We start from the raw sequence: 12,814 nt of genomic DNA on the forward strand, positions 1-12,814 counted from the left end.
TTATTTAAACTGTCTACTATAAAGGGAGCATATCAAAACGTATTCTAGGATTTTCTGTTTTGTAATCACCAAAATTGCAGTTCCTCCTGTTATAGCACTTATCGCTACACTAAGTGCTAGACTTGAAATACCCACAGCAGTTGCATAAGCACCTACTGAAATACGTATTGTTTGTGCTGGAACCCAAGTTTGACGGCTTGATCTATATCCACCATCAACATACTCCATCTCCCCCCTATCAATATCTACATAACTACATGGCATTTGTAATGCGTATTCTCTTTTTAATACAAAAGTACTCATTTCTTCTCCTCCATTTTTATACATATATTTATTTTAAAAGAATTTTAGAATCCTGTAAATAATTAACAAACAATTATATAATTCGCGCGCTATGTTTATTAAATATTACTTTATCTAATCTTCTTTTAATGCAAAGTAATTAACTAAATTTAGTTCCTATAAGTTCTAAAATGTATTTCATCTTTAAAGGAAACTCCTCCTCAATACTTCAGATGAGTAAGTTCAATTAGCTAAATCAAAGATTTAGAATTTTACTTATCTTTTCATACTTAACCCTTGTTTCAGTTACCATACCTATTGTTAAGTTAACCTTTTCTCCCTTAGAATCTTCTAAATAAGTTTTATCTGGTTTGACTTTAACTTTAAAAAATGCATTTCCTAGCTTTTTTAATGAAACTCATCTTACAGATGAGAAAGTTCCAGTTTCCAAATCAAAGATTTGGACTGTCACTTTTTGTTGCATCTTCAATTTTTGTATAGGAAACTCCTCCTCATATCTTCGGATGAGTAACTTCAAGGAGCTAAATCATAGATTTAGACTTTCAGTGACTTTTCCTGATATTGTTCCATATTCAGATTGAAGCAAACCACCTACGACTAAAGATACTTCATCTCCTACATGTATTCTTGATCTATCAGTTGAAGGTAGCATAGTTTCTATTATTAATTCTTCTTCTTTACTTGTTATAGTTCTTATTAAGCTTCCTCCTTGAAGTACCATTCCTGAAGTTAACGGAGCGTTTAGATGAATAACTCCTCCTTTTTGATCAACTACTTTATATTGTTCTTTTCCTTTTTCTAAGGCTTCCTTTTGAGCTACTAATTTAGATAACTCTAACTCATATTGATTTTTTTCACTTGTAAACTCTGAAATAGTTTTATAATACTGCTCATCAGATTTATTTTCTGAAACTACAACACCTTGTCCTTTTACCATATAGGTTTTTACTGATTTATTTGCCAAAATTAATGCTTATTCTTGCCATTGCATACTATGGTCCATCTTGTTATCCACTTTCTAATAACTTTATATACTAAATTGTCTAAATACTTACGCATGATTTCAAGAACTTTGTACCAATACTTTTCCTTAAACTTTTCATATTTATCTATTGATATTTCTTTTACTGTTATTTTTTCATTTACAATCATCATCTCATTAATTATATCAAGTTATCTATAGGTTCCAAATCTATAATATCCTATAAATTAAAAAGCTCCAGTTTCCAAATTAAATATTTAGAGACTGGAACCTTTTCTTTATATTCGTAAATGCTTGCTACTTAAACTTTGCAAAGTCTTCTGCATACAAGCTTATATGCCCGCAATTCAAACATAAATATTTTTTTATCTTTAAACTTTTAGGGCTAACCTCTATCTTCTTTGGAATTTCTATTGCTGTAAATGCCCCTTTTGTTACTATTTCTATTTCCTTTATATCTTCTGATTTACAAACACTACATATTTTCATAGTATATCCCTTCTAATTTATCGATTTAAAAACCGTATTAATATAACTTTACCATAATCCAAATAAAGCTCCATCACTAGTAAAATTAGCAGAAAAACCATTACCGTTATTTTTCCATTTAAGAGCTGCTATTGCTGATGCAGATGCTGCTAAAGCTGCCGCAACAACTCCAAAGGGAATTGCTGCTGGTAAAGTTACTATGCCTGCTGCTGCTAATTCTGCTGCTAACCAAGCCCCTGCGGACCCTGCCCCTATTGCTATTAAAAGTCCGTCTGTTTCCCTACTATTGAACCAAATTGAAAATCCATACCACTTTCCACTAACAAGTATCCCTCCATCAACATACTCCATCTCATCTCTGTCAACATCTACATAGCTATTTGGTAATTGTAATTCATATTTTCTGTTTAGTACAAAAGCACTCATTTTCTCTCCTCCATTTTTATACATATATTTATTTTAAAAGAATTTTAGAATCTTGTAAACAATTAACAAACAATTATATAATTCGCGCGCTATGTCTGCTAAAATTTATCTTTCTAATCTTCTTTTAATGCAAAGTAATTAACTAAATTTAACACCTATCAATTCTAAAATGTATTTCATATAAGTTATTTTTTCATACTTAACCCTTGTTTCAGTTACCATACCTATAGTTAAGTTAACTTTTTCTCCTTTAGAATCTTCTAAATAAGTTTTATCTGGTTTAACTTTAACTTTAAAAAATACATTTCCTTTTTCGTTGTCTATAGTTGCATCTTCATCTATACTTGTTACTTTTCCTGCTATTGTTCCATATTCAGATTGAAGTAAACCACCTACAACTAAAGATACTTCATCTCCTACGTGTATTCTTGGCCTATCACTTGAAGGTAACATAGTTTCTACAGTTAGTTCTTCTTCCTTACTTGTTATAGTTCCTATTAAACTTCCTCCTTGAAGCACCATTCCTGATGTTAAAGGAGTATTTAAATGTATTACTCCATTTTTTTGAGCAACTACTTCATATTGACTTTTTCCCTTTTCTAAGGCTTCTTTTTGTGCTATTAATTTTGATGCTTCTAATTCATATTGATTTTTTTCATTTGTAAATTCTGAAATTGTTTTAAAATAATGTTCATCCGATTTATTTTTTTGAGTTTTGCTAAATTCTTCAATTTGTTTTTCTTCATATCCTTGGTCTTTTAATGCTTGCACATCTACATAAAATTCTTTTCTTGCTATATAAGCTGCATTTAATTTATTATAAAATTCACTTTCTTCCTCATTATATCTATCAAAATAATTTGTTCCATTTGTTGCATTTTCTTCTGCTATGCTTAAAAGTTCTATTCTTCTGCTATAGCTGTTTATTTGTGCATTTATTTGTTCTAATTGAAGTTCTGATTCTATACCATTAGTTGTAAATAACACATCTCCTTCTTTAACTTCACTTCCTTCACTTATAAAAACATCTTTTATTTCTCCTGAAGTCTTAGTCATAATATGAGATTTATTTTCTGAAACTACTAACCCTTGCCCTTTTACCACATATGTTTTTACTGATTTATTTGCCCAAATTAATGCTGCAACTATTAATGCTGTAACTATTAAAATAATATAATTCATAAATGCTGGTGGCTTTCTATCATAAAGGATTTTACTATCAGTAATTTCATTTAAGTTATATACTTTCAAGTAAATCTCCACCTTTCAAAGCTTCCATAAATACATCTGCTACTATATTTTCTTCTTCTTGTTTTACAAATACAGTATAAGAATCTCCCTTTAATTTAATATTATTTTCAAAGGCATATACTCCAAGCTTTTGATATGCAAATTGTAAATTTTCTTCTTTTTCTGTAAATCTAGCAAAAAGACAATTAGTTACCCTTAACTGTGACTTTAATTCATAGGGTTTTTCAACATTATTAATTGGATTTTTTAATTGAACCATTAGCTTTATTATTACTTTAACTTGTCCACTTTCATCTACTTCTACTGTAGAATAATTTATCGCTGGTCCTATAGTTGAGTTTCCCTTAGATTTAATATAACTATCCATCATATAGCTAATTTTATTTATATCGATTAATTCATTTTCACTTACTTCTCTAATTAATACATTATTAAGCTTTAAGGTTTTATTTTCTCTTAAAACTATTTTTTCAATTGTACTCATATTCCTCACCCTCTTCTATAAAATCTGCTTCTATATTTTTCTCTATATCCAAGTTATCTTTATATATAATTTCTTTTTCTTCTATTGAACCAACTTGGCTTATATAAAGCTTATAATAATATCCTTTTTTCTTTAATAAACTTTCATGGTCTCCTTCTTCTACAATTTTCCCCTTATCCATAACATAAATTATGTCACAGATTCTTATAGTTGAAAGTCTATGGGCTATCATTAGCATTGTAATGTTTTTGCCCTTTTTAAATAAGGTATCAAATATCTTTGCTTCACTTATAAAGTCTAAGTTACTTGTTGCTTCATCTAGTATTAAGAAACTTGGCTTTTTAATTAAAGCTCTTGCCATTGCAATTCTTTGTTTTTCTCCACCAGAAAGTCCTCCTCCTGCTTCTTCTAAGAAGGTATCATACTTACCTGGAAGCTTTTCTATAAAATCCTTACAACCTGCATTTTCACAAGCACTCTTTATTTCTTCATAAGTTGCATTGCCTCTACCTAAAGTTATATTTTCTCGTATAGAACCTGAAAACAATTCAACATTTTGAGGAACATAAGCTATATTTTCTCTTAAATTATATACGTCTAATTCTTCTATTTTATATCCATTAATATTTATTTTCCCTTCTTCAGGTGTATAGTACTTTAATAAAAGCTTAGATATAGTTGTTTTACCACTTCCTGACTCTCCAACTAAAGCTACATTTTTACCCTTAGGAATTTTTATACTAACATTCCTTAAAACTGGAGCCCTGCTACCATATCTAAAGGTAATATTATTTAATTCTATATCTCCATCTATTTTCTCTATTTTAACTTTATCTGTTTCACTTTCTTCTTGTTCTTTATCTACTTCATAGATTTCTACAATTCTTTTTAATGATATACTAGCTTCTTGAATACTTAATTGTAATCCTATAAGTCTACCTATTGGGTCCATAAAATATCCTGATAGTGTTGAAAATGCCATAAGACTACCTAAGGTAATATCTCCATTCATAATCATTCTTGCACCAATATACATAATAACTAGATTTCCCACAGTAGATACTGCTCCTGAAATTGATCCTTGAATATTTGATAAAACCCCTTCTTTAAAGGATATCTTTAGATTTTTAATATATTCAGTTTCTAATTTTTCAATGCTTTTTTCTTCAGCAGCATGAACCCTTTATAGTTTCTATTCCTTTCAAGCTTTCTATAATATGACTATTTAATCTTGCACTAGCTTCCATTTGTTCTAAGTTTATTTTCTTATATGGAGCCTTAAATATATAAATTAAAGCAGCACTAATTATAGTTAAAACTAAAATAACAATAAAAAGCTTTTCATTCATTACATAAAGTATTGAAGCTGATACAACTGCAAGTACAATATCCATAATTAGTGATAATGATACTGACGTTAATATATCTTTTATTGTAAAGGCATCACTAAATCTCGTAAGTATATCTCCTACCTTTCTTGAAGCAAAAAACTTCATAGGTAGTTTATATACATGCTTGAAATATCCAAGTAGCAATGGAATATCTATCTTTTGAGATAAATAAAGTAACATATGCTGTCTTATTGCACCTAAACCTATTTGAGTTATTGCTAAAAGCAAAAATCCTATAACAAATATATTTAATTGATTTTTTAAACTATATGGAAGTATTTCATCCATAAGTATTTTATTAAAAAAGGCAGATGCTATTCCTAGTATAGTAAGTATTGCTGAAGTTATAATACTATATGCAAATAATGCTTTTTGAGGTAATAATAATTGTATAAACTTAGAAAGTATTCCTTGTCCTTTTACCTTACCTACATTAAATTCATTATTAGGTATTAATAGTAATAATACTCCATCAAAGCTTTAAAAAAATTCATCAACGCTCTTTTTTACTTTTCCATTAGCCGGATCTAATATTGTTACTTCTTCCTTTTTAATTTTATGTATAATTACAAAATGGCTTAATCCTTCTTTTGTAATAACATGAGCAACTGCAGGGAGTGTAAATTTTTCTTTAAACCCTTCCTTATCAACCCTAATTGCCTTAGTATCAAACCCTAGCTTTTTTGCCCCATCTTCTAAGCCTAATAAGGTTGTCCCCTTTATATCAGTTCCAAGTATATCTCTTAACTTTGTTATAGTTATTTCTTTTTTATAGTACATACAAACTGTTGCAAGACAAGCTGCAGCACAATCTGTTATGTCATGCTGTTTGACTAAGTATCTATATCTCATCAAGACCTTCCCCCTTTTATTGTAATATTATAATTTATTTTACAATTTTATACTTATATTTGGATTTAAACGTAAAAAATAAGACTTAAAAGGAATTTTTTATATAAATTATTCCTTTTAAGTCTTATTTTTCATCTTAATATATTAACTTATTAATTAAATCAGCTAAACTTTTATCTATCTTATTGCTCAAATTACCATAATATAAATTTCCTTGGTAATCCATGATACATCCTATAAATTCCGAATCTTGGGTATTTAAGTAATTTGCATAAATATAATAAATTTTATTTGCCTTATCAAAATCTTCTTTATTATATTTAATTTCTCCATATCTTTCTTCTAACTTTATTAAAATATCTTTGTCAATTTGTATATCTTCCATTTCTTTAGCATTGACTCCACACAAAGCAAATCTAGAGTATTTTTCAAAAGCTTCATTAGCTAAATTAGCATTTTCTAAAAATTCTGATTTTGCATAAAACCTCGAATCATCTCCTAAAGTTCTTATATGTGTATTGCTAGAATCTGTTTTATCAGTAACTATTTTATGGTTCATAAAAAGATAAATAATGAAATTCATATTCTTAGGCTCTACCGTCCCCACAGGGTTACTATTTAACTCATCTGAAAACTTAAATTTTGATGGAAAATATATAGAATCTTGAAATTCTAGTGGCCCATATTCAATGCTACTTGTTAGCATTTTTGCTACTATTTTTTTGCTATTAAATCTTCCTTCTTTGTTGTAATTGAAGCTAATAACTACAGCTATACAAATAACTATAGCTATTATAGCTATATAAATTATTCCTTTTTTATTTTTCTTCATTTTTCTAAACCCTCTTTCTACATATATTTGTTTTAGAATAATTTTAAATTATAAAAAACTAAATAATTTATTCACTATGTTCATTTATTTTATTATATATAACTTCTAATTAAGTAAATTCTAATTTATAATATTATACTAAATAATTATATTTATATGTGGGCTTTATATTTAAATGCAAAAAATAAAGATTAAAAGGAATTGTTTAAATAACTTCTTCCTTTTAAATCTAATTTTTTCTATTTTTCTATTTTTTTATTTTACTAATTATTATTTTATTCCCTCAATATTATCTTTATAATTATAACTTAAGTCAGCTTTTTCATTATAATTTTTAAAACTTATCTCCCATAATTTTGGTTTTACTTTTCTTATTTCCTTTAAATAGTCTAAGTTTACTGCAAATGACTTATGCGTTCTTATAATATTTTTATAGTTTATTTCAGTGATTAGTTTTTCTAGTCCATTTGATTTTATATTGTATTTTCCAACTCTAGTATGCATAATACATTTTTTTAAATAATATTCTATAAATAATATTTCTTTCTTATTAATATTTATTTCTATTCCATCTCTAGTCTTAAAATTAGTATAATTTTCATTAGTTACTTTATTCTTATGTCTTAAAAATTTATCAATTATTTTGACTACATCATCTATATGATATGGTTTTGTTATAAAGTCATGACAATTAACTTTTTTTAAGGCATCTATTATATATCCAATTTGCCCACTTATAAACACTATTGGGGATAATTCATATTTTACAATTTTTCTAATATTTTCTGCTAATTCTAATCCTGAAATTCCTTTCAATTTAATGTCTAGAAAAAATATATCTATATCTACTTTTTCTATAATTCTCATTGATTCTTTGGCAGATTCTGCTTCATATACCCGCACATCAATGTACTTCATTTCTACAATCTTTTTAAAATAAGTACTCTGAATTAAGTCATCCTCAACTAGTAATATATTCATAAGGCCTCCTTTAAACTGTATATTTATAAATATTTTATATTTTTGTATACTATATATATTATATGTTATATTTTCCTCATTTATAAATATATAGATATAGCTGAGGTTTTTATTCATCTTTGAAGCAAAATATCCTCTCCAAGATGAATAGGTTTAAAATTCATCTTATCAAGGATATTTTAGCTTTTTTTGATTTTGAATTTAACATATATTATTTATTTAAATACATAATTAAATTTATATATTAATAAGTTTTCTAAATTCCATTGCTTTTAAGAAAGTCTTTAAGTAAATTCATGCACACTGTTTTTCTATAATCTGCTGAAACTCTCCCTCTAATAGGAACAATAGCCTTATCGTAAGCTGATAAGTATTCTTCCTTTATATTTTTTACTTCTTCAATAGTTTTACCTATAAGCATTTCATCAATATCTGCTCTTCTTAATATAACATCACTAACTGCACCAAAAGCTGTACTACAGTTATTTATTTTATTATTATTAATATCAAGAATTCCTGCAAAAGATACCCTAGAAATTGCTAATGCATTTCTTGGACCTACTTTTGTAAAGTAATAGTTATCAAGCCCTGTCTTTTTCATAATAATTTCAACTAATATCTCATCAGATTGAAGGGCTGTTTTCTTTCTTCCTAAGAAAAATTCATTAATAGGGATTATTCGCTCTCCTTTATTACTTGCAAGCTTTAACTTTGAGTCTGTAGCAACAAATATTAATGCGCTATCGCCCTTTGGTGAACCATTACATATATTTCCTCCAACAGTTCCAAAATTTCTTATTGCTGGTGCCGCAATTTGTGAAACTGCTTCTTTCAAAATTTTAGGCGTTAGATTACTTTCAATTATATCTGTAAAAGTACAAGCTGCTCCAATATAGATATATTCATCATCTTCTACAATTTTTTTTAGTTCAGGTATTTTATTAAGAAATAAATATGTTGCATCTTCTTTTGATTCAATCATTAAATCTGTACCACCACTATATGGAGTAACTTCTTCTCTTGCAAGTATATCTAAAGCATCTTTTAAGGAGCTTACATTATATCCGTTTACCATAATCCTTTTCCCTCCTTAGCTGCAATACCAATAGCATTAACTATAGCATTATAACCAGTACACCTACAAAGATTTCCTGATATTCCATCACGAATTTCCTCTTCTGTTGGATTTGGATTCTTAGCTAATATACATTCTGATGCAAGTATCATACCTGGAATACAAAATCCACATTGTACTGCACTAACTGATGCATATGCCTTATCTAAAACTTTATATCTCTCTGTTTCACTATACCCCTCAATAGTTGTTACTGTACTTCCATCTATACTTCCCATAGCTACCATACAACTATTAGCTAATCTTCCATCAAGAATAACTGAGCAAGCTCCACATTCTCCTTCTTTACATCCACATTTTACCCCTGTAATACTTAAATCATTTCTAAGTACATCAAGTAAGCGTTCATTACCTTTTGCATTTGAAGTCACTTCTTTTCCATTAAGAATAAATTTTATCATTATTTAAGCACCTCCTGTAAAACTTTCATAGTATCTTCTGCTGTAAATGGAATCTTATTAACATCTGTATTAATAGCATTTTCAAGCGCTTGTATATATGCTGCTGCTGGACCAACAGTTGGAAGCTCACCAGCACCTTTTGCTCCAAATGGACCTTCAATATATGGATTATTCATGACTTCTGTTATAAGATTTGGAACGTCTACTGCTGTTGGTATTATATAATCACTGAAGCTATTATTACGTATTCTACCTTCTGAATTGTATGATATATTTTCCATAGATGCATAACCAATTCCTTGTAAAAATCCGCCTTGCATTTGTCCTTGTATTATATTCATATCAATAGGCACTCCAACATCATATACTCCCCAAGCTCCAAGTACTTTTTGAGTAGCAGTAAGTGTATCAACCTCTACTTCTATAACGTTTACTCCCCAAGCATAATCTGGGTAAGCATCACCTCTGAATTTTTCAATACTAAATGGTATTAAGAAATCAGGATGAACATAATGCTCTTCTATTAATTGTTGCTCTCCAGATTTCCATTCTTTCTTAAGTCTTTCCGCAGCACGTCTAAGCAATTCTCCAACTACCATCAAAGAACGGCTTGCTGCTGTTGGACCTGAATCTGGAACTTGATCGGTATCAGGGTTTTCTACGATTACTCTTTCATTAGGAATTCCAAGAGTCTTTGCAACTATCTTGCTAAAAGTTGTTTTAATTCCTTGTCCCATATCTGTATTAGCAGTTAATATTTCTACAGTATCATCTGAATTTTTTCTTAACTTAGCAACAGCTTTAATTAAATCTCTCTCTCCACTTCCAGTGAAACCGCATCCATGGAAAAATAGAGACATTCCAATTCCCTTACGATATCTTCCTGTTTGATTTTTATATAACTTAGTTTTATTACGATAATCAGTAATAGTATCTATTCTATCAATCATTTCTGGCAAAGGCACATGGAAATGATATTTGCCACTAGTTGAAGTTGCATCACCTTGCTTAACAATATGTTGTGCTTTGAATTTAAGTGAATCCTTTCCCAATTTCTTTGCAACATGATCCATCATCATTTCTACAGCAAAAAATGTTTGAGGAGCTCCAAATCCACGGAATGCACCATTAGGAATAGTATTGGTTTTCACAGCTCGTCCAGCAACACATAAATTTTCTATATTATATACACCACTTGAGCATATTAATCCTCTTTGTAACACTACAGGAGTAAGTGTAGTATATGCGCCACTATTATACATAACATCGATATCCATTCCAGTAACTTTTCCATCTTTAACTGCAACTTTATAAGTAGATAAAGAAGGATGTCTCTTAGAAGTAAATTCCATATCTTCTCTTCTATCAAATACAACTTTTACTGGTTTATTAACCTTTTGGGCTGCTACTGCTGTTTGACAGGCAAGTATTGATGGATAACCCTCTTTACCTCCAAAACCTCCACCAGTAACATCTTGAATTACTTGTATATCTTTTTCCTCATACCCCAAGGCCATAGCAATTGCTCTATAAATATAATATGGACATTGCATTGAACCTCTAACAACCATACGTCCATTATTAGGGTAAGCAATCATCCCTTGGGTTTCAAGGTAAGCTTGTTCTTGATGACCAGTTTGAAAAGTTTCTATAAAAACGTTATCAGCTTCTTTTAACGTCTTTTGAATATCACCCTTTTCATAATTATAATTAAAGAATATAGTATCAGATTTTTGCATATCTAAAATAGGCTCTAATTCTTCATATACAACAATAATTTCATTTAGTATTCTTTCAACTTCTTTTAAATTTTCCCCTACAACCATTAAAATTGGATCGCCAATATACTCTACTGTATCTTCTGCAAAAACTGGAGTATCATCAAGCACAATATGAACTTTATTTTTACCAGTTACATCATTTTTATCTACAATGAAATACCCTTCTGGTAAATCTGGTTTAATGATATTAATTATACGAGCTTTGGCTTTTGACGATCTAAGTATCCTTCCATATAGCATATCTTCCATTTTATGATCATCAACATACATCGCACGCCCACTTACTTTAGCATCATGATCTTTTTTCTTTATAGACTCACTTATATTTCCCATAATACCCTCCCATATATTTAAATTTTTATTTAGTGATTACCCAATATAATACTATTAGTATTCAAGGTAAAGATAAAACCTCCAACATTATAATAATTTAGTAATTATTTACTATCTTAATTATAAAACAGAGGTTGTAAATCATCAAATTCTTTCTAAAAAGAACTTGCTTTATATAATTTAAAATTTAAAACATTTACTAAATTCACTTTGTGCATATTTGCGAACATTATCTTCAAACTTTTGATATTTTTCTAAAAATTCGATTCCTTCTTTTGTTAATAAAGTTTTTCCACCATTTTTCCCACCATGCTGCCTTTGAACAACTGAATAACCTAGCTCTTCTTCTAATTTGTTTATCATATTCCATGCCTTACCATATGATAATGCAATATGATTACATGCACTTCTTACAGAATGCTTTTCTTGAATTAATAATAAAAGTAACTTTGTCCTTGAATTAAAAAATAGTGTTTCATTTTCAATACTTATTCTAACAAAAGGATGTAATATATTTTGATTATGTTCTTTTAAAAGTTCATCTAGTTTTTCAATATCATCTGTATTGCGAAATATTCCTTCATCTTCTACATTCATCCAATATCTTTCAACTCCAATATTATTAATAGCACCTCTCAGCCCCATATCACCATTATATTTTAAAATTTTAGGTATTAAATCACATGCTATTAATAAAGGATGTCCAGATTTTCCGTTATATGATGGTGAAACCAGTTTTTCTTCTAATTCTATCATTTTTTGAATAGTTTTTGGAGTAAACATAGGAATATTACCTGGGCTAAAAATTACCTGTTCACACTTATCTTGTAAAAAACTTAAACCTATTTTTACAGAATCAAGCATTTCTGAGCCTTCATAATTTTCATTTTTTAAAAATATAACTCCATAATCAGCTAAGTCATGCTCGATCTTTTCTGATTCATGTCCTGTAACTACTACAATTGGTGAGATTCCAACTTGTTGAAATGTTAACACTACCCTCTTTATTACAGTAATAGAGCCTATCTTTAATAATGGCTTTTCTGATATTCTCTTTGCTGCAACTATTACTCCACCTGTAGTTTTCTTTATTTCTTTCCTCATACCTATACCCCTATTATTCAATTAACAATTCGTAATTCACAGTTTAGGATGAAACTACTGTGTAGTTTC

The 12,814-nt window shown here is 28.7% G+C and carries 16 protein-coding genes; all 16 read right to left on the reverse strand.

Annotated elements, in window-relative coordinates:
• Nucleotides 1-303: a hypothetical protein gene (locus ABDZ60_RS14370; RefSeq protein WP_343778975.1), complete on the reverse strand. Its 303-nt coding sequence runs from the start codon at nucleotides 301-303 to the stop codon at nucleotides 1-3.
• A 526-nt stretch (nucleotides 304-829) separates the two neighbouring features.
• Nucleotides 830-1,267 (reverse strand): HlyD family efflux transporter periplasmic adaptor subunit, encoded by a 438-nt coding sequence (locus ABDZ60_RS14375; RefSeq protein ID WP_052953919.1) that lies wholly within the window; start codon nucleotides 1,265-1,267, stop codon nucleotides 830-832.
• Nucleotides 1,268-1,269: 2 nt separating this feature from the next.
• Nucleotides 1,270-1,455 (reverse strand): hypothetical protein, encoded by a 186-nt coding sequence (locus ABDZ60_RS14380; protein WP_343778978.1) that lies wholly within the window; start codon nucleotides 1,453-1,455, stop codon nucleotides 1,270-1,272.
• Between the two features lie 127 nt (nucleotides 1,456-1,582).
• Complete coding sequence (locus ABDZ60_RS14385) at nucleotides 1,583-1,774, reverse strand: hypothetical protein (RefSeq protein ID WP_343778980.1); 192 nt, start codon at nucleotides 1,772-1,774, stop codon at nucleotides 1,583-1,585.
• 48 nt (nucleotides 1,775-1,822) lie between these two features.
• Nucleotides 1,823-2,200, reverse strand: coding sequence for a hypothetical protein (locus tag ABDZ60_RS14390; protein ID WP_343778982.1), 378 nt, complete (start codon nucleotides 2,198-2,200; stop codon nucleotides 1,823-1,825).
• A gap of 138 nt (nucleotides 2,201-2,338) precedes the next feature.
• A complete protein-coding gene (locus ABDZ60_RS14395) occupies nucleotides 2,339-3,451 on the reverse strand; it encodes an HlyD family secretion protein (RefSeq protein WP_343778984.1) in 1,113 nt (370 codons plus the stop codon).
• Nucleotides 3,438-3,935: a hypothetical protein gene (locus ABDZ60_RS14400; protein WP_343778986.1), complete on the reverse strand. Its 498-nt coding sequence runs from the start codon at nucleotides 3,933-3,935 to the stop codon at nucleotides 3,438-3,440. The genes ABDZ60_RS14395 and ABDZ60_RS14400 overlap by 14 nt, the downstream gene beginning before the upstream one ends.
• Nucleotides 3,922-5,091, reverse strand: a complete 1,170-nt coding sequence (locus tag ABDZ60_RS14405) for a peptidase domain-containing ABC transporter (protein WP_343779287.1) — start codon at nucleotides 5,089-5,091, stop codon at nucleotides 3,922-3,924. The genes ABDZ60_RS14400 and ABDZ60_RS14405 overlap by 14 nt, the downstream gene beginning before the upstream one ends.
• Nucleotides 5,092-5,101: 10 nt before the next feature.
• The gene (locus ABDZ60_RS14410; protein ID WP_343779289.1) at nucleotides 5,102-5,779 is read right to left on the reverse strand and encodes an ABC transporter transmembrane domain-containing protein; all 678 of its coding nucleotides are present in this window, start codon (nucleotides 5,777-5,779) and stop codon (nucleotides 5,102-5,104) included.
• 27 nt (nucleotides 5,780-5,806) lie between these two features.
• Complete coding sequence (locus ABDZ60_RS14415; protein WP_343778988.1) at nucleotides 5,807-6,178, reverse strand: cysteine peptidase family C39 domain-containing protein; 372 nt, start codon at nucleotides 6,176-6,178, stop codon at nucleotides 5,807-5,809.
• A gap of 136 nt (nucleotides 6,179-6,314) precedes the next feature.
• Nucleotides 6,315-7,010: a hypothetical protein gene (locus ABDZ60_RS14420; protein WP_343778990.1), complete on the reverse strand. Its 696-nt coding sequence runs from the start codon at nucleotides 7,008-7,010 to the stop codon at nucleotides 6,315-6,317.
• A gap of 270 nt (nucleotides 7,011-7,280) precedes the next feature.
• Nucleotides 7,281-7,991, reverse strand: coding sequence for a LytR/AlgR family response regulator transcription factor (locus ABDZ60_RS14425; protein ID WP_343778992.1), 711 nt, complete (start codon nucleotides 7,989-7,991; stop codon nucleotides 7,281-7,283).
• Nucleotides 7,992-8,247: 256 nt separating this feature from the next.
• A complete protein-coding gene (locus ABDZ60_RS14430; protein ID WP_343778994.1) occupies nucleotides 8,248-9,066 on the reverse strand; it encodes an FAD binding domain-containing protein in 819 nt (272 codons plus the stop codon).
• Nucleotides 9,060-9,527, reverse strand: coding sequence for a (2Fe-2S)-binding protein (locus ABDZ60_RS14435; RefSeq protein ID WP_016206100.1), 468 nt, complete (start codon nucleotides 9,525-9,527; stop codon nucleotides 9,060-9,062). The genes ABDZ60_RS14430 and ABDZ60_RS14435 overlap by 7 nt, the downstream gene beginning before the upstream one ends.
• Complete coding sequence (locus ABDZ60_RS14440) at nucleotides 9,527-11,641, reverse strand: xanthine dehydrogenase family protein molybdopterin-binding subunit (protein ID WP_343778996.1); 2,115 nt, start codon at nucleotides 11,639-11,641, stop codon at nucleotides 9,527-9,529. The genes ABDZ60_RS14435 and ABDZ60_RS14440 overlap by 1 nt, the downstream gene beginning before the upstream one ends.
• A gap of 180 nt (nucleotides 11,642-11,821) precedes the next feature.
• Entirely contained in the window at nucleotides 11,822-12,745 is a 924-nt protein-coding gene (locus tag ABDZ60_RS14445) for an NTP transferase domain-containing protein (protein ID WP_343778998.1), read from the reverse strand.
• Nucleotides 12,746-12,814 lie beyond the last annotated feature (69 nt).

It is taken from the genome of Clostridium sartagoforme (assembly GCF_039521405.1).
Taxonomy (GTDB): Bacteria; Bacillota; Clostridia; order Clostridiales; family Clostridiaceae; genus Clostridium; species Clostridium sartagoforme.

Excerpts from the sequence above, each read along its gene's own strand:
- ABDZ60_RS14440 (WP_343778996.1), bottom strand. The coding sequence starts at position 11,641 with ATGGGAAATATAAGTGAGTCTATAAAGAAAAAAGATCATGATGCTAAA.
- ABDZ60_RS14380 (WP_343778978.1), bottom strand. The coding sequence starts at position 1,455 with ATGATTGTAAATGAAAAAATAACAGTAAAAGAAATATCAATAGATAAA.
- ABDZ60_RS14370 (WP_343778975.1), bottom strand. The coding sequence starts at position 303 with ATGAGTACTTTTGTATTAAAAAGAGAATACGCATTACAAATGCCATGT.
- ABDZ60_RS14435 (WP_016206100.1), bottom strand. The coding sequence starts at position 9,527 with ATGATAAAATTTATTCTTAATGGAAAAGAAGTGACTTCAAATGCAAAA.
- ABDZ60_RS14390 (WP_343778982.1), bottom strand. The coding sequence starts at position 2,200 with ATGAGTGCTTTTGTACTAAACAGAAAATATGAATTACAATTACCAAAT.
- ABDZ60_RS14425 (WP_343778992.1), bottom strand. The coding sequence starts at position 7,991 with ATGAATATATTACTAGTTGAGGATGACTTAATTCAGAGTACTTATTTT.
- ABDZ60_RS14420 (WP_343778990.1), bottom strand. The coding sequence starts at position 7,010 with ATGAAGAAAAATAAAAAAGGAATAATTTATATAGCTATAATAGCTATA.
- ABDZ60_RS14385 (WP_343778980.1), bottom strand. The coding sequence starts at position 1,774 with ATGAAAATATGTAGTGTTTGTAAATCAGAAGATATAAAGGAAATAGAA.
- ABDZ60_RS14430 (WP_343778994.1), bottom strand. The coding sequence starts at position 9,066 with ATGGTAAACGGATATAATGTAAGCTCCTTAAAAGATGCTTTAGATATA.
- ABDZ60_RS14415 (WP_343778988.1), bottom strand. The coding sequence starts at position 6,178 with ATGAGATATAGATACTTAGTCAAACAGCATGACATAACAGATTGTGCT.
- ABDZ60_RS14400 (WP_343778986.1), bottom strand. The coding sequence starts at position 3,935 with ATGAGTACAATTGAAAAAATAGTTTTAAGAGAAAATAAAACCTTAAAG.
- ABDZ60_RS14445 (WP_343778998.1), bottom strand. The coding sequence starts at position 12,745 with ATGAGGAAAGAAATAAAGAAAACTACAGGTGGAGTAATAGTTGCAGCA.